The sequence below is a fragment of the Lactiplantibacillus sp. 30.2.29 genome (genome assembly GCF_018991255.1).
GTDB classification, from domain to species: domain Bacteria; phylum Bacillota; class Bacilli; order Lactobacillales; family Lactobacillaceae; genus Lactiplantibacillus; species Lactiplantibacillus pentosus.
This window is the reverse complement of the sequence record NZ_JAGYGU010000034.1, coordinates 17,511-33,844: the sequence shown is the minus strand read 5'-3', so window position 1 is coordinate 33,844 and position 16,334 is coordinate 17,511. Positions and strand designations below refer to the sequence as shown.

At 46.5% G+C, this 16,334-nt stretch carries 14 protein-coding genes; 1 reads left to right on the top strand and 13 read right to left on the bottom strand.

Going from position 1 to position 16,334, the window contains the following annotated elements; genetic code table 11:
- Window positions 1–123: 123 nt before the first annotated feature.
- The 7 genes from tig to rpsO all read right to left on the bottom strand — a co-directional run bounded on the left by tig (window position 124) and on the right by rpsO (window position 8,401).
- Window positions 124–1,446 carry a trigger factor gene (gene tig, locus KGF65_RS14390; protein ID WP_216748507.1) on the bottom strand — a complete coding sequence of 441 codons (1,323 nt, stop codon included), beginning with the start codon at window positions 1,444–1,446 and terminating at the stop codon, window positions 124–126.
- Between the two features lie 202 nt (window positions 1,447–1,648).
- A complete protein-coding gene (gene tuf, locus KGF65_RS14385) occupies window positions 1,649–2,836 on the bottom strand; it encodes an elongation factor Tu (protein ID WP_050338445.1) in 1,188 nt (395 codons plus the stop codon).
- A 213-nt stretch (window positions 2,837–3,049) separates the two neighbouring features.
- Window positions 3,050–3,964, bottom strand: a complete 915-nt coding sequence (locus KGF65_RS14380; RefSeq protein ID WP_216748508.1) for a hypothetical protein — start codon at window positions 3,962–3,964, stop codon at window positions 3,050–3,052.
- A gap of 94 nt (window positions 3,965–4,058) precedes the next feature.
- Entirely contained in the window at window positions 4,059–5,783 is a 1,725-nt protein-coding gene (locus KGF65_RS14375) for a ribonuclease J (RefSeq protein ID WP_101873315.1), read from the bottom strand.
- Between the two features lie 19 nt (window positions 5,784–5,802).
- Window positions 5,803–6,675, bottom strand: a complete 873-nt coding sequence (gene dapA, locus KGF65_RS14370) for a 4-hydroxy-tetrahydrodipicolinate synthase (RefSeq protein WP_216748509.1) — start codon at window positions 6,673–6,675, stop codon at window positions 5,803–5,805.
- A gap of 119 nt (window positions 6,676–6,794) precedes the next feature.
- Window positions 6,795–7,997 carry an MFS transporter gene (locus KGF65_RS14365; RefSeq protein WP_101873314.1) on the bottom strand — a complete coding sequence of 401 codons (1,203 nt, stop codon included), beginning with the start codon at window positions 7,995–7,997 and terminating at the stop codon, window positions 6,795–6,797.
- Between the two features lie 134 nt (window positions 7,998–8,131).
- Window positions 8,132–8,401 carry a 30S ribosomal protein S15 gene (gene rpsO / locus KGF65_RS14360; protein WP_003639022.1) on the bottom strand — a complete coding sequence of 90 codons (270 nt, stop codon included), beginning with the start codon at window positions 8,399–8,401 and terminating at the stop codon, window positions 8,132–8,134.
- A 1,291-nt stretch (window positions 8,402–9,692) separates the two neighbouring features.
- On the opposite strand from rpsO, the gene rpsT reads away from it, so the two are divergent.
- Window positions 9,693–9,947, top strand: coding sequence for a 30S ribosomal protein S20 (gene rpsT, locus KGF65_RS14355; RefSeq protein WP_003639023.1), 255 nt, complete (start codon window positions 9,693–9,695; stop codon window positions 9,945–9,947).
- Window positions 9,948–10,100: 153 nt separating this feature from the next.
- Here the strand turns inward: rpsT and holA are convergent, their stop codons facing one another.
- The 6 genes from holA to coaD form a co-directional block, all read right to left on the bottom strand.
- Entirely contained in the window at window positions 10,101–11,156 is a 1,056-nt protein-coding gene (gene holA, locus KGF65_RS14350) for a DNA polymerase III subunit delta (protein ID WP_181185359.1), read from the bottom strand.
- Window positions 11,116–13,407 carry a DNA internalization-related competence protein ComEC/Rec2 gene (locus tag KGF65_RS14345; RefSeq protein WP_101873312.1) on the bottom strand — a complete coding sequence of 764 codons (2,292 nt, stop codon included), beginning with the start codon at window positions 13,405–13,407 and terminating at the stop codon, window positions 11,116–11,118. Before KGF65_RS14345 ends, holA begins: the two co-directional genes overlap by 41 nt.
- Complete coding sequence (locus KGF65_RS14340; protein WP_050338439.1) at window positions 13,408–13,896, bottom strand: ComE operon protein 2; 489 nt, start codon at window positions 13,894–13,896, stop codon at window positions 13,408–13,410.
- Window positions 13,897–13,947: 51 nt separating this feature from the next.
- Window positions 13,948–14,700 (bottom strand): helix-hairpin-helix domain-containing protein, encoded by a 753-nt coding sequence (locus KGF65_RS14335; RefSeq protein ID WP_105924004.1) that lies wholly within the window; start codon window positions 14,698–14,700, stop codon window positions 13,948–13,950.
- A gap of 97 nt (window positions 14,701–14,797) precedes the next feature.
- On the bottom strand, window positions 14,798–15,847 hold the full coding sequence (locus tag KGF65_RS14330; protein WP_101873310.1) for a SepM family pheromone-processing serine protease: 1,050 nt from the start codon (window positions 15,845–15,847) through the stop codon (window positions 14,798–14,800).
- Entirely contained in the window at window positions 15,844–16,332 is a 489-nt protein-coding gene (coaD, locus tag KGF65_RS14325; protein ID WP_101873309.1) for a pantetheine-phosphate adenylyltransferase, read from the bottom strand. The genes KGF65_RS14330 and coaD overlap by 4 nt, the downstream gene beginning before the upstream one ends.
- Window positions 16,333–16,334 lie beyond the last annotated feature (2 nt).

Here is a 16,334-nt window from a genome sequence, read left to right as displayed (position 1 = left end):
CGTCACACATGGGATCCAGTTACTATCACTTAATTAGGCTCATTGGCATTTAACCACGCTATGTAAAAAGACCCTGGAAGTAAAACCTTCCAAGGCCTTCTGACTGATTGCGTTCAAAGAAAATTAGTCCTTGTCGCTATCGTCTTTCTTGTCGTCTGCTTTGGCATTTTGCTTTGCAGAATCAGCAATCAAGTCAACAGCTTGGCGAATGGCGATGTCATGTGACAACATGTCATCAGTTAATGCGCCACGAACTGCGCTTTCTTCCATGTTGTATTGACTAGCTAAGTCCTTAACTTCGGCAGCAATTTCATCTTGAGATGGTTTGATGTTTTCAGCTTCAACGACGGCTTCTAAGACCAAGTTAGTCTTAACCCGACGTTCTGCGTCAGCAGCAAATTGCTTGTGCAAGTCGTCTTCAGTCGTACCAGTCAACTTGTAGTAAGTCTTAGGATCGATACCTTGTTGTTGCATGTTTGCTAAATATTGATCCATTTGACGATGAATGTCGTCTTCCTTCATTGCATCAGGAATGGCTTCGATTTCAGCATTGTCAACAGCTTGGTTCAAAGCTTCGTCTTCAATGGCATCATGAGCAGCAGATTCTTTTTGTTCCTTAAGTTCATCCTTGATCTTAGCCTTTAATTCTTCAAGTGTGTCAACGTCATCGTCAACATCCTTGGCAAATTCATCATCTAATTCAGGGAGTTCCTTAGTCTTAACTTCGTGAACCGTTACTTTGAAGGTTGCTTCTTTGTCTTGCAAGTCTTCAGCTTGGTAATCCTTAGGGAAGGTTACCTTAACTTCAGTTTCGTCGCCGGCCTTAACACCAACTAATTGGTCTTCGAAGCCAGGGATGAATGAGTTAGAACCTAATTCAAGTGAATAGTTTTCTGATTCGCCACCTTCAAATGGTTCGCCATCAACGAAACCTTTGAAGTCAATAACGACAGTATCACCCTTAGCAGCTGGTTGGTCTTCTTTCAAGACTAATTCAGCTTGCTTTTCGCGACGTGATTCTAATTCAGCGTCAACGTCCTTAGCGTAAACCCGCGTGTTTTGACGCGTTACACTAAGTTCCTTGTATTGACCAAGCTTAACTTCTGGCTTAACCGTAACAACGGCTTTCAGAACCCAAGGCTTGCCCTTTTCCATGCTGTCAACATCGATTTGAGGTTGGTCAACTGGTTCAATTTCAGTATCTTTGATTGCTTCTTCATATGCCTCTGGGAGCACGATATTTAAAGCATCTTGATAAAGTGCTTCTTCACCGTACATTTGGTTGAAGATTTGACGTGGAACCTTACCCTTACGGAAACCAGGAACGTTTAAGTTCTTTTTAGTCCGTTGGAAGGCTTTGTCAATACCTTCTTTAATTTTGTCAGCACCAATTTCGAATGTTAATTCGCCTTGGTTGCCTTCTTTCTTTTCCCACTTTGCAGCCATTGTATTCCCTCCGAAACATTATAATTTCTACAATTCAAGTCAATTGCATACTTGTTAAGTTTAACCTATCGTTGCCGTAAAGTAAACCGAATTGGTTAAAAAAGCGCGTAAGCACGCCCGTTATTATAGATTTCCTTAAAAAAAGCGACTCGGAAGAAGACTTCCAAGTCGCTTAGATCAATCAATGAAAATCAGTTAGAGATTAGTCATCAATTTCTGAAACAACACCGGCACCGACAGTATGACCACCTTCACGAACCGTGAACTTGGTACCCTTTTCGATGGCAGCTGGTTGAATCAATTCAACAGTGAACGTTACGTTGTCACCAGGCATAACCATTTCAACACCGTCTGGCAATTCAATAACACCAGTGATATCAGTGGTGTGGAAGTAGAATTGTGGACGATAGTTTGAGAAGAATGGCGTATGACGGCCACCTTCTTCTTTGCTCAAGATATAAACTTCACCCTTGAACTTCTTGTGGGTTTGGATCGAACCTGGCTTAGCCAAAACTTGGCCACGAACAACTTGTTCACGGTTAACACCACGTAATAACGCACCAACGTTGTCACCGGCTTCACCTAAGTCAAGCGTCTTACGGAACATTTCAAGACCCGTAACAGTTGACTTAAGAACGTCTTCGTGTAAACCAACGATTTCAACTTCATCGCCGACTTTAACAGTCCCACGATCGATACGACCAGAAGCAACAGTCCCACGACCAGTGATTGAGAAGACGTCTTCAACAGGCATCAAGAAAGGCTTTTCAGTATCACGAACTGGAGTTGGGATGTATTCATCAACAACATCCATTAAGTGCATGATAACCTTTTCTTGTTCTGGGTCGCCTTCAAGTGCTTTAAGCGCTGAACCACGGACAACAGGAATATCGTCACCAGGGAAATCGTATTCTGAAAGTAATTCACGTACTTCCATTTCAACCAAGTCAACTAATTCGTCATCGTCAACAAGATCAGTCTTGTTTAAGAAAACAACGATATAGTCAACACCAACTTGGCGAGCCAAGAGGATGTGTTCACGCGTTTGTGGCATAGGACCATCAGTTGCGGCAACAACTAAGATCGCACCGTCCATTTGAGCGGCACCAGTGATCATGTTCTTAACGTAGTCAGCATGTCCTGGGGCATCGATATGGGCGTAGTGACGCTTTTCAGTTTCGTATTCAACGTGGGCGGTGTTGATAGTAATACCACGTTCACGTTCTTCCGGAGCAGCATCGATAGAAGCAAAGTCTTGTTCTTTAGCCAAGCCCTTTTCTGCTAATACCTTAGTGATTGCAGCGGTCAAAGTAGTCTTCCCATGGTCAACGTGGCCAATAGTACCAATGTTTACATGGGGTTTTGTTCTTTCATAATGTTCTTTTGCCATTAATGAAACCTCCTGTGATTTTCGCAAGAATAATGCCAAGACAAAAGAGTCTCAACAATTCTTTAGTTAGTATTATACTACATCCTAGTGAAAAGGCCAAATTACGCACCCATCACTGAGAATCCTTAAATATTATATATAGCCTAATCTGATTTGTAAACAGATATTATTCAAAAAATTGAATTTTTGTTAGTTAATTCTTATTAAGCATGATTATTGTTGTAAATCAAGACTAAATTGCTGAATTTTCTGCTGAATTTTCATCATTTTTTCTTGTTCTTCCGATAAGTTGGTCGTCTCCTGACCAGTTTGCTGTGCAATTAAGACGGCCACCCAGTCCGCTGGATCAGTAATTGCCAATTCTGGACGCGGATATAAGTACATTAACTGCAATTGTAAAAGTTCTCGTAAATTTTCATATAAAAAGACATCCTGGTCAGCAAGCTGAATTTTAAGTCGCTGTTTCGTCGCTAAACTGATTTCATCGGCGCCCACTTCAGTCAACTCGGCCGGGCAAAGTGTCAGTTGACGATCATCCAGTAACCATTGCATCTGCACCGGTGTGTTCACCTGCAGTTCATGTAAGGTATAGAGTACCTCTGAACGTGTCAAAGGATGCAAAAACGGATCCACCAGTAAAAATTTGGCCGCAGTCAAATAACGTTGCATGGTCAGATGACGTGCCGCCTGTAAATCGGCTACCTGTGCCTGAACCGGCTGATCAGACAAGTGATAAAAATGTCGCATCGTGGTTGTCAATGTGGACTGCAAATGTGCCTCAGCGTCATTTTCAGCGGCTGAGAGCGTGGTTAATGCCGCCTGAGTCCAATCACTCTTCCCGCGTGCAACAATCACGATTCGCGCTGAGATAAACTCATGATTGGCAATTAGCGCGCGTAAGTACACGGATGCCCCCTCATCGGAAGCCAGATATTGGCTTTCGAATTCACTCGCGTAATTGCGCGCGGTGACATACTGCTGGTCGGCAACCAACACTCGCACTAGCTGAAAATTATTGGCGGCCGATTGTTCATCTTGATAAATTTGTTCCCATAAATTAGCTGCTTGATTCCAGTCTTTTTCGGCCACTGCTTGTTCAGCAGCCGTTTGACGCTCTGCTGGGGTCATCTGAACATGCTCCTCTCTTTAAAAAATCCGCAAATAAATCAAAATAAAAGTCTAAAGTAAAAAGTCGGAAATTTCTTCCGACTTTTTACGCTGATTAAGCTTCCGGTTGGCGTTCAGCCGGCTTGTTTGATTTTGACTTTTTGCTTCGACGGTGGTGCTGATTGACTTCCATGATAACTGGTAAAATGACCGGGTGACGTTTTGTCTGATCCCACAAGTAGTGGTTCAACTTTTCGCGAACCGCTTGTTTCAAGTGGCCCCAATCAAATTCCTTGTTATCAAGATTTTCTTGGACCGTCGTCCGTACCAATTCGGCGCTTTCCTGCATCAAATCTTTACTAGTCTTAACGTAGACGAAGCCCCGTGAGGTAATCTTAGGTGTCGAAATAATCTTTTTCTTCTTACGATCAATTGTAACCACTGCCACAAAGATACCATCTTCGGATAAGATTTTCCGATCACGTAACACGATGTTACCAATGTCACCGACGCCGATACCATCAATCATGGTGTCTCCAACTTCAATCGAGCCAGCTAAATGCATGGTGTCGCCATCATAACGTAACTGGTCACCCTTGGCAGCAATTAAGACGTGGTCATCAGGAATTCCGACTTCACGCGCAAAACTTGCGTGCGCATCTAGCAGCCGATATTCACCCTGAATTGGAATAAAGTATTGTGGCTTCATCATGTTGATCATCAATTGCAAGTCACGCTTAGCAGCATGGCCCGATGAGTTCATTTCATCCGCAATTGCTTTGACGTCTGCGTCAGCGCGATAAATCATATCACGAGTTTTGGCAACGACTGTTTCCATTGAATGGGAAGGTGTCGTCGTAATGAAGACCAGGTCGCCCTTGTCAATGTTGACCTTACCCTCTTGCTTGTTCGCCATCCGCTGTAAAGCTTTGATGGGTTCACCCATGCGGCCAGTCTGCAAGATAACGACCTGTTCAGGCTTCAACTTGTCGATGGCCTTTAACGGCACAACGACATCTTCAGGCATGTGCAGCTTGCCTAAGTCAATGGCCGTCTTGACGATGCTTTCAACATCACCAGGCATTAAGGCTACTTTACGGTCGGACTTAGCTGCCGCATCAAGCACTTGTTGAATCCGTAAGATATTTGAAGCGACCGATGCCACAATGATTCGACCAGGATGATATTTGAAGGTTTCCAAGACGTAGGCCGCAATCTCACGCTCACTCACGGGTTGTTCGTAGTTTTCAGCGTTGGCTGAATCACTGAGTAATGCCAAGACACCCTTTGAACCGATTTCGGCTAAGCGCGCAAAGTCGGTTTGGTAGTCACCGGCAGCCGTCGGATCAAACTTAAAGTCACCTGTGTAGACAATTTCACCGGCACTCGTTTGTAGTACGATTCCCATGGAGTCTGGAATTGAATGGGTCGTCCGGAAAAATGAGACGGTGACCATACCAAAGTCAATTTCCGTCTTCTCATTAACAACGTGAAAATCGTTAAACTTCTTAGCTTGTGGGTCCTTCTGCAACTGAATTTTAGCCAATTCAATGGTTAGTTCTGAACCGAAAACTGGCACGTTAAATTCATTTAAAAAGTATGGTAAAGCACCGATTGCATCCGCATGGCCGTGCGTTAAGAACACACCAACGATTCGATCAGCATTCTCCCGCAAATAACTGAAATCTGGAATAACGATATCGATTCCGAGCAATTCATTTTCCGGGTATTTCAGCCCACAGTCCAAGATATAGATATCACCGTCGACTTCGACAGCATACATGTTTTTGCCGTTTTCACGGACCCCACCAAAGGGGGTAATTTGAATTTTTGAACTCAATTATTTCACCTTGATTCTTCTATATATTTAATGTTTTAAATAACTGAGTTGTTTGCTCAGCACTTAATGGTAAGATTGGTAGCCGCGGATCACCGACTGGCTGGCCTAAATGGTTCAGTGCAGCCTTAACTGGTGACGGCGATGGTGCGCTAAACAACGCACTCATCTTTGGTGTCAAGTCACGTTGATACTTCGCAGCTGTCGCAATATCACCCTGTTCGATGGCAGTAAACATTGCGGTCATTTCGTCACCGTAAATATGACTGGCCACGGAAATCACACCGGCACCACCAATTTCCTTGGCTGCTAAGCTTTGAGAATCTTCACCAGTGTAGACTAGAAAATCAGCTGGTGCGTTTTCAACGATTGCGCCAAATTCTTCTATTGATGCACACTGCTTGATCCCGATGATATTTGGGTTTTGAGCCAACGTTAACACGGTTGAAACTTCCATCTTAACAATCACGCGGCCAGGAATATTGTAAATAATCACTGGCAAGCCTCCCTGTTCAGCAACGGCCGTAAAGTGTGCAATCATTCCAGCTTGGTCAGGTTTATTATAGTAAGGAACCACTACTAATGCGGCATCGATACCGTCAATTTGGCTGACCTTCTTGGTGAAGGCAATCGTCGCAGCAGTACTGTTAGAACCAGTTCCGGCCACGATCGGCACCCGGCCGTCCACGATTTTAGCGGCTTTTTTAAGTAAGGTTAACTTCTCATCTTCAGTCAACGTTGGGGCTTCACCAGTGGTACCGCCTACTAGGATACCCTGCGTCCCATGCGCCAATAAATGTTCAATCAAGCTTGCCAACCGCTTTTCGTCTAGTTGTTGGTGATCATCGAAGGGGGTCACCATTGCGGTCATCAAGTCAACGTTTGCAAAGTTCATGATCTAAAAACTCCTCTATTAAAATTTACAAGTACCCAATGTACCTGTTCCGATTAAGTAACTCTTTTCAGTTTACCACATTTTAAAGTAAAGCAATAGTTAGACCATTCGATTGGGGCTCAGCGCCCTGGTTGTTGATGAAAATATAGCCCCCAAAGTCCCAATGCAATGACCTGCAAGCTGGCTGTCACGAGAAAAATCGGCTGATACCCCCACTGATTAGCAACTAGCACGGCCAGCCCAGGACCAACCACATTACCACAAGCCTGTGCTGATTGATTGAGACTAAAAACCCGACCAAACGCAACTTGTGGCACCCGTTCGACCGTCATCACTTGCAAGGCAGGTAATAACGCCGCATCCGCAATTCCTAAGATCAAGCGCAGGATAATCAATTGACCAACTTGTTGTACCAGACTCGTCAGAATCAGATCGCTGATAGCGAGCCCGAGAAATATGAGGAGACACCGCCCCGCACCAAGCCGGTCAATCAATCGACCAATTCGGCCGGCCATTAAAATCGTCGCCACCCCGGGTGCAGCCGCGACGAGCCCCGTCAACAGGACAATCGTGTGCGACGACGCTTGTGGCGCTAACTGCATTACAAACAAACTCAAAATGGGCGTTACCGCATTCGTGGTCGCCTGAACAACTAAGAGTGAGGTTAAGAGCGCCATGATAAACACCCCACCAATTTGCTTCAAGATCGGTCGTAGTGGTGCCAAAGCCTGCCGACTAACGGGTGTCACGTCTTCCTGAACGCCCCACAACGTCATGACAAAAACCATCGCCATCAAGCCACTCGTAACGATGAAGGCTCCGCGGTAACCAACCGTATTCGCAAGTACACTCCCGAGCAGCGGACCCATCAGTGTGCCACTAATACTTCCCGTCACTAACTTGCTCAGCCACTGTCCCCGACGCTCCGCTGGTGCTGTTAATGAAATCAGTGCGTTGGCATTATTAATATATCCCGAAAAAGCACCCTGCGCCGCACGCAAGATAAGCAGAATCGTCACGTTGGGTGCTAAACCGACGCCCAAAATCGTCAACGTCATCATGCCAGAAGCACGCAAACACATTAATTTACGGCCCTTCTGATCAGCCAGTCGACCCCATAACGGTGCCACAAGTGCTTTACAAGCATACGTGACTGCGAACGCGGCTGCACCAAGTAAATTTAACTGCGTTGTGGAATAATGTCCCAGCGTTTGAATATAAAGCACAATAAACGGCAAGGTCATCGCGTTGCCTAAATCTGTAATCAGACTACCAAACCATAGAATCCTAAAATTGCGGGTCAATGTTGTCGTCACTTGCATAAAATCTCCTCAATCATCCGTTTTAATAGGTTTCAGTATAGCGAACGGTTGTTTGAGTTTGATAAAGTTTATGTATCGTTTTTGTAATGGTACAAAAAAAGAACCACCCGGAGGCAGCTCTTCTAAATTCAATATTAACGACGAAGACCAAGACTTTGGATTAAGTCACGGTAACGGTTAACGTCTTCTTTACGAAGGTAAGCTAACAAGTTACGACGATGACCGATTTTCTTCATCAACCCACGTTGTGAATGAAAATCCTTCTTGTGAACACGTAAATGTTCGTTTAATTCGTTGATGTCTTCTGTTAAAACTGCAACTTGGACTTCAACTGAACCAGTATCGCCTTCGTGACGGGCATACTTGTTAATAAGTTCCGTCTTCTTTTCGCGTGAAATTGCCATGTGTTTCAACCACCTTTCCAATAATTGCCCTAAACTGAGTAAATCGTTGGTGGTGCACGATAAACTAAGTAAAGGGTTGCTGAACACTTGATATAGTCTAGCAAACTCCCCATTAAAATGCAAGTCCAGTGACAAGTGAAGTTCAACGTCCAGTCATCGAACTGGTCTCATATTTACTGACTAACAAAACGCAAGTAAGCAGGCGGAAGCATGATACGGTCGGGTGATCGTCTTGTCATTCAAACCGTTTACACTCGCTTTCTGATTTTGATTAGCTTGCCCAAAAAAGTCGTTTAAACATGTATTCAGATACGCGTTGTGCTAGTTATTCTTTAGCATTAAAGATGATTAAAAGATGCGGGTTGTTTTACTGTCCGTCAACCGATGCGCGCCCTATTCCGACTTCCGGGGCCGGCTGACAATTGCTGGAACGTAAGCCGACGTCGATTTGAACTCACGCAGAACCCCACTGCGCAATTTCAAATACGAGTCTTATTCTAAGCCGGAAGTAACCCACTTCCGACTAAGAATAATTTGGCTACTGAGCATTGTCAGCCAGCCCCTACAGTCGGGAACCCACTCGAATGGCAGATGAACGGCCACCTATTCTGGTGCAATTGACCACCGACCTTTAGATACCTGGTCCTTCAGGCAAACTGTGAGTCAGGATCAACGATTCCTAGGCATTGAAGTGGTGGCTCATATTCAGTCTGACTCGAAAACTTAACTTGTAAGAGCTAGCAATTTGGCCACTCCTGTAGAGACGAGCCAAACAATGAACAAATAAGCCATGAAGCAATGTCAATCAAAACAAATCTGACAGTTAGATTGCAGACGTACTGCCTATTTCGAATCAATGACCAGTCGTTCTAAAGTTGTGTCCGCAAATATCCGCCTTTCGAATGGAATCCAGGCTGGAAGGTATTGCTGACAATGCTCAGCGATGAAATTCCACTTAGCAAGCGTTCTTGGCTTGGTTAGTGGAAGACCAGTATTTAAGACGTGGTTTGTCGGCTTAAATCTGTGTCCATCGCGTTCCAGCGTTGTCAGAAATACCTGTAAGCCGTCGTAGGAGGCAGATTTGCTGCAAGTTTACGGTAACTCGCACCGTTTCCAGCGGGTCTCAGCTGGTTGCTTTTGAACTTAAGAGTTGACATGATTTAATCATGATTCAGGACAAATTAACTAGCACAATGCGTATCAAGATAAATTACTTTACACATAACGGTTGCAATCAAGCCGGGGCTTATGTATAATAGCATTTGTTGAAAAAATGATGGAGGTGAATCTGATGCCAATTATCAAATCCGCTATTGAACGCGTGAAAACAAACAATAAAGCAAACGCCCGTAACACCGCCCAAATGAGTGCGATGCGGACTGCTGTTAAGAAATTTGAAGCTGCTAAGACTGCCGGTGCCGACAATGTCGACGAACTTTACGTCGCAGCTGCTAGCGCAGTTGACAAGGCTGCTTCTAAAGGTCTTATCAAGCGCAACAAAGCTGCCCGTGACAAGTCACGGATGGCCGCACGTTACGCAAAATAAGCTAATTTAACGCCTGAGCCTTGCGATGGCGTTTTTTTATACGAAAAATTAATGAACGACCTCAAAAACATCTGAACCGTGGGCCTCCTTGCCCTGGTTCAGATGTTTTTTAGATTAACCGTAATTTAGATGGTGACGTGTTCATTATTGACCCTAATAAGCCCCCGACCGTGCCCGCATTGCTGTTCGCCGCTCGTTCACGAACTGCACCATGAATAATTCAAACAGCAATTCGGGATCACGTTGCGTCGATTTCATTTGTTCTTCAGTCTGCAGTAATCCTAAGTAAGCGGCACGTAAAGCCGCTTGATCAAAATGACGCACCGTTTGCATCGCTAACTTGACGCGGTACGGGTGGACTTTTAACGTGCTGGCCAAACTGCCCTGGCTGTAACCCGCCTGCGCCATGATCTTAACTTGTAGCAATAATCGAAATTGGCCTAACAGAATCGCATTGATCTTTAAGGGGGCTTCTTGAGCCGCAACCAATTCGTGGTACAGCTCTACTGCTGGCTGCGTGCGATAACGTAAGACGTCATTAACGAGGTCAAACACATTCTGTGTCAGCGATTTAGTCACTAACGCTTGTACTGCCGCCAAATCAATCTGCTGAGACTGAGCGGCGTAAATCATTAACTTCGGTAGTTGACCCATAATCAGTCCTAACTGCCCATCCGTTCGATTGACCAATTCTTGCAACGCATCCGCATCGATACGAATCTTCTTCTCATCCAAAGCTGCCTGGACGTAGCGCTGGGTCTCCGCCTCTGACACCTGATTGATTTCAATCATCGTTGCTTGTTTTTTGAGCGTTTTGACGAGCTTTTTACGCGCATCTAACTTCTCATAAGGAGCCATTAACACCAAAATCGTGCTTGGCTCCGGTTGTTCAAAATAGTGCTGTAACGAGTCCAAATCGTGATCGACCTTGGTCTTTTTATTTTCACCCGTCAAAAAATACGGATGGTTGATAAAGACCAGCCGGCGCTCACCAAAAAACGGCGCTGACATCGCATCATCGAGTGCGACTGCGACCGGTGTGGTCTCCATATCATAGCTGCCGACGTTCATCGTTTGTTCTTCAGTCGGAATTTGCTGCGTCAACGCCTGTTTGAGTTGATCCGCTAAATAGTCGACGGTTCCTAAAATCACATAAATCGGTGCAAGTTCACCGTTGCGAATCGTTTTTAACGCTTGCTGTGCGTTGATAGCGATTACCTTCCTTCAAAAATGTTTGCCACTGTCCCTGCCGATGATTAAAAAATCGATAAGTAATCATGCCTTGCAGGGCCGTGGAATACGTTTCAATGCGTAAATTGGCTAAAGTCGTCAGTGTTTCTTGATTGGGATGACCGTACCGATTATGGCGGCCAACCGAAAGAATCCCTTGTCGCACCCCGAGCTGTTGCAACGCTTCAGGGTCCGACGCCGTTTTACTGCCGTGATGTCCTAATTTTAACACATCCACCCGTAATTGCGGATAGCGGGCAGCGATTGCCCGTTCTCCAGCTCGGTCCAGGTCACCCGTAAACATAAAACGGCGCTGTCCAAAGACACCCGTGAGCACCAACGAATCTTCATTTTCAGCCCGGCCTGGTCGAAACGGATGAACGGCTGTCAATCCGTCCGCAAACGTCTGCCCAGCCAGCGCTTCCATCACAATTGGTGGCTGTTTCGCCGGCTGCAATAATTTTTGAAACTTATCTAAATGTGCCATTCCAGCTGGTACCACGACTCGTTTAACTGGCATCAAGCGTAGTAATTCACCCAGATCACCGATATGATCAACGTCTTTATGCGACAAATATACCGTATCCAAATGCGTAATTCCAAGTCGATGCAAATAATTAACGGTAATGGTCTCGACTCGAGCCTTAGGTGTCAATCCATCATCTTGCCAGTGGGGCTTGGGAAAATGCAGCCGGCCGCCGGTATCAATCAGACTCACTTGCCGGTTAAACGGCTGCCGAATCAGGATCGAATCACCCTGCCCGACGTCGATGAACTGCACGGCGCCATGCAACGGGAATCGCATGCTGAGGATAAAGCACCCATATGCCAGCACTAATAATCGCCGGTACCGGCGCGTCGGCGTCCGCAACATCCACAAACTCAGCAAACTGAGTCCCCACGCCCAGATGGCATTCGGCTGGCCCAACACGAGTAATCCTGGCCAGTGACTGACCCAGTCCAGCCACGTTTGAAAGTTGACTAACAGCCATTCACAACTACTAGCGATTCCCGGAACCTGGGTGCCAAAAATCGCCCCAATCATGGTTACAGGAAATAACAACCAGCTAAAGAGTGGCGCAACGATTAAATTGACCGCTAACGACAACGCATGCCACTGAGCAGTCGCGACTAACAATACTGGCAAGCTAATCACTTGAATCCACACCGCCAATTTCCAAGATGGCATGCTCGGCATCAAAATCAATAGCAGAGCCAAACCGTAACTCAATTGGCCCCCTAATTGACTCAAGACTAATGGATTATGAATCAATCCAATCATCAACGCTAGACTCCAACCGCTCAACGCACCACTCGTTCGGTGCGTCACGAGTTCCCAAACAATTGGCAAGGCTGCGGTAATGACAGCGCGTTGTAGACTATCGGCGCCACCACCCAAGATTAGATAAGCCGGCAACAATCCTAATAGCCAATAGTCCGTCGCTTGCCTGCTTAAATGCAGCCGGATCAGTCCCCATTTTAAGAAGCTAATCAGTAAGATCACGTGCATCCCAGAGAGACTGAAAAGGTGCAGTAAGCCTAATTGTTGGACTGCCCCCATCGTCGTTTGAAAATCAGCTGGCCGCAATCCAACCAACAAAGAACTCGCATAACGGGCCAACATCGGTGGTAATTGCTGACAACGTTGCGCAAAAGCCCAACGCCACTGATGTAAGCGGTCCACTATTCCTAACCAACCGGTACGCGGCGCTGCTTGAATCTGAAACACCTGCGTGAGCGTCAGTTGTTGCGCAATGCCTTGACTACGATAATACGCGGGGGCGTCGAATTGGCCAGGATTGGTCGGTGGATCGATTGAGGCCAGCGTTCCATGAGCACGCCAACTCGTTCGCCTAGTTACCCGCTGTAACCACTGCTTATCATGCGCGGATTTTAATTGGCCTCTGACTAACACGCGTCCAACCGAACCGTTAGCCACCAGTTGGTACTGACCACCCCGAATCGAGATCGCATCTGGTTGGACGGTTAACTCAGCCTGCATTGACTGACTCGGCAGCGCCGCTAAATGTTCAAAACGGTGATTTTGCCAGCTAAACCAACCGGCAAAGCCCACCACACATACCAACGTTACCATCAGTGTATGCCGCTCGCGCAAACACCAGACCCGAAAGAGCCACAGTCCGAGCAACACTGCGGCAATCGGTTGTTGGCTTACTAACCAACTACTAAGTAGACCGCAACTAATTGCGGCGAAAAATAACGGGCGCACTTAGTCACGATTAAGTAAAATCTGGTTAAGATTCAATTTGTCTAAGTCCGATTGGTCGAACTTGACCTGTTGAAGTGCCACGTGTTTCCGTTCAATCAGTGACATGGCATAATCGTCGTTGTGATAATTACGTAAATAATGAATTTTGGTGATACCAGCCTGCAGCAGCATCTTGGTGCATTGCAAGCACGGAAAATCCGTCACGTAGATTTCAGCACCATCCGTTGCGGCGCCAAACTTCGCACATTGCAGAATAGCGTTCATTTCCGCATGAATCGTCCGCACACAGTGACCATCAACTAAATAGCAGCCCTCATCGATACAGTGCACATCGCCCGAAACTGAGCCGTTGTAACCACCCGCGATAATCCGCTTATCCCGGACGATGGTTGCACCGACCGATAGGCGTTCACAGGTACTCCGGCTAGACAGGAGCACCGCTTGCATCATAAAATATTGATCCCATGGAATTCGTTGATCTTTCATCATCTTATGCCTCGCTTTCAATGACAGTAGTATAACAAATTGTCCGCTTCGAAACTAGACAGTCAGTTGGTCTTTATATTTTGCGACCGTCTTCTCCCCAAAACCACTTACATTTTTCAAATCATCGACAGATTTAAAATTACCATGCTGTTGCCGATAAGCAATAATCTTTTCGGCCTTTTTCTGACCGACCCCACTCAGCTTTTGAAACGCCGCAACATCGGCCGTATTCAAATTGACCTTCTCACTCGAACCTGCACTAGTGCTTGCTGGTGAGCCGCCCCCAGCAGTGGTCGTCGCAGGTGTCGGACTCGGTGTTGCCGTTGCAATCGCAGGCAACTGCTCTCCCCTAGCTGGCACATAGACCACTTGTTGATCCGTCACCTTTGCCGCCAAATTGACCTGTTGTTGGTCCGCTTGGGGTTGCATCCCCTGTGCGAGTTGAATCACGTCGGCGACCCGCATACTGCTGGTAACCTGATAAAGCCCGGGTTTGTTAACCGCACCTTTCACGTCGACAAAGCCGGGCGCTGGGCTGGTCGTCGCGGGATTGACTGCTGCTCCTGATGCGCCTGTAGCTACCGAAGACGCACCAGCGGCTCTCCCGTGACTACTCTGGCTACCACTCATCATTGTCGGATCAGTCCCACTAGCGCCCGCAGTCGGATCAAACACATTGGTCGCAGCGGCGGCCTCTGGTTGACGATGCTGACTAAGCACTAAACCAGTTAGTAGAACCAGAACGGCGGCACTCACAATTGCGAAGACTCGCCAGTGATTTTTTGCAAATTGAATCCAAGTTGTCATTAACGCTCACCCCTTCAACGAATAATTACGTCAAACGAGGCGTGAATCCACGAAAAAAGTTTGGGTTTCACCCCAAACTTTTCAGTAACTAATTCAATTATTTTGAATGTGTTTGTAAGTAATGTACTGCCTGCTTGAACGACGTGACTGGCACAACTTTCATGTTGGGCGCATACTTTTTCGCGGTGGCTTTCGCCAATTGATAATTGGTCTTGCCCTGCTCTTCAACGGCTAAGAGCGCTTTGGTCGGTTTGACGTATGGTGCAAAGAAAATTGTCGCACCCGCGCGTTTGGCCGCAATCACTTTTTTATCGATGCCGCCGATTTCACCGACCTGACCATTTTGATCGATCGTACCAGTCCCAGCGATTTTTTGACCATGCCGTAAATTCTGATTGGTTAATTGCTGATAAATCTGCAAACTAAACATCAGGCCTGCGGATGGACCACCAATTTGGCCAGGATCGACTTTGACCGGAATCTTGGTGGTGACCTTGACATTATCAGTCAGCGTAATCCCGATTCCGGCCCGGTGCGTACTCAGCTTAACCAAGGGTGCTGTCGCCTGTTTGGTCTTGCCATTGCGGCGATAGCTAATCGTCACACGATGACCAATGCCCTGCTTACTAATATAGCGTTGATAGGCGCTCGCCGTATTGAAATGGTGACCATCGACCTTGGTGATCGTATCACCGACCTTCAACTGGTGCTTAAACTTCGAATTCGACTGAATATCTAACACATAAATGCCTTGATAGGTCGTTCGATAGCTCCGGTGTGCCGCTGAATAGGCTGTGGCAATTGCTTCATTGATTGCACTACGCATGTAGAACTTCTGAACTCGGTTATAAGTCGCATCGTCTTGACCACCCGTCATGTCTTCGGCACTAACGACGTCATAGTGTGGATTCAACTGTGCATACAGCCACAAAGCCGGTGTTGCCGGGGCTTCTGCGACCGACGTCAACATGAATTTACCACGCCGTTTGTCAGGATGGTGCTTGACCGTCACAAATGATTTTAAATTGTCCGCGCTCCCGGGACCCTCGATGTAATATGGCAGTGGCAGTAAGAAAAACACCAGTAGTACCACCACAATTAAAACGAGGCCCCAGTACCGTTTCCATAATCGTTGTACCGTCTTCATTGATCACTCTTCCCTAAACGTTGCTGCAACTTCTGAGCGACCGCCGTTGGGACGTATTTAGAAACATCCGCCCCCATCTTAGCCACTTCCTTGATTAAACTCGAGGAAAAATAAGCGTACGGTGGGCGGGCAATCAAGCAAATCGTTTCAATCGAATCATTCAACGACTTGTTCATCCAGGCGATATCACGTTCATAGCCAAAGTCCTGTTCATTACGTAGTCCTCGAACCAGGACTGTCGCGTGGACGCTGGTCATGAAATCAACCGTTAACCCGGTCGCAGCCTGCACCTCCACGTTCGGCAAATCGCTGACTTCCGCACTGATCATGGCAACCTTTTCGGCCATCGTAAATAAGGGTTGTTTGCTGGTATTGACCATCACCGCAACGATTAAATGATCGACAAACCGACTCGCGCGCTGAATCATATCCAGATGTCCCCGGGTAATGGGATCAAAGCTTCCGGGAAAAACTGCTGTCACCATAA

Bases quoted from the DNA above. Each gene is read 5' to 3' on its own strand.
- tuf (WP_050338445.1), bottom strand. From the start codon at position 2,836: ATGGCAAAAGAACATTATGAAAGAACAAAACCCCATGTAAACATTGGT.
- KGF65_RS14365 (WP_101873314.1), bottom strand. From the start codon at position 7,997: ATGCAAGTGACGACAACATTGACCCGCAATTTTAGGATTCTATGGTTT.
- dapA (WP_216748509.1), bottom strand. From the start codon at position 6,675: ATGAACTTTGCAAACGTTGACTTGATGACCGCAATGGTGACCCCCTTC.
- KGF65_RS14335 (WP_105924004.1), bottom strand. From the start codon at position 14,700: ATGACAACTTGGATTCAATTTGCAAAAAATCACTGGCGAGTCTTCGCA.
- rpsO (WP_003639022.1), bottom strand. From the start codon at position 8,401: ATGGCAATTTCACGCGAAAAGAAGACGGAACTTATTAACAAGTATGCC.
- KGF65_RS14330 (WP_101873310.1), bottom strand. From the start codon at position 15,847: ATGAAGACGGTACAACGATTATGGAAACGGTACTGGGGCCTCGTTTTA.
- KGF65_RS14340 (WP_050338439.1), bottom strand. From the start codon at position 13,896: ATGATGAAAGATCAACGAATTCCATGGGATCAATATTTTATGATGCAA.
- KGF65_RS14380 (WP_216748508.1), bottom strand. From the start codon at position 3,964: ATGACCCCAGCAGAGCGTCAAACGGCTGCTGAACAAGCAGTGGCCGAA.
- tig (WP_216748507.1), bottom strand. From the start codon at position 1,446: ATGGCTGCAAAGTGGGAAAAGAAAGAAGGCAACCAAGGCGAATTAACA.
- rpsT (WP_003639023.1), top strand. From the start codon at position 9,693: ATGCCAATTATCAAATCCGCTATTGAACGCGTGAAAACAAACAATAAA.
- coaD (WP_101873309.1), bottom strand. From the start codon at position 16,332: ATGGTGACAGCAGTTTTTCCCGGAAGCTTTGATCCCATTACCCGGGGA.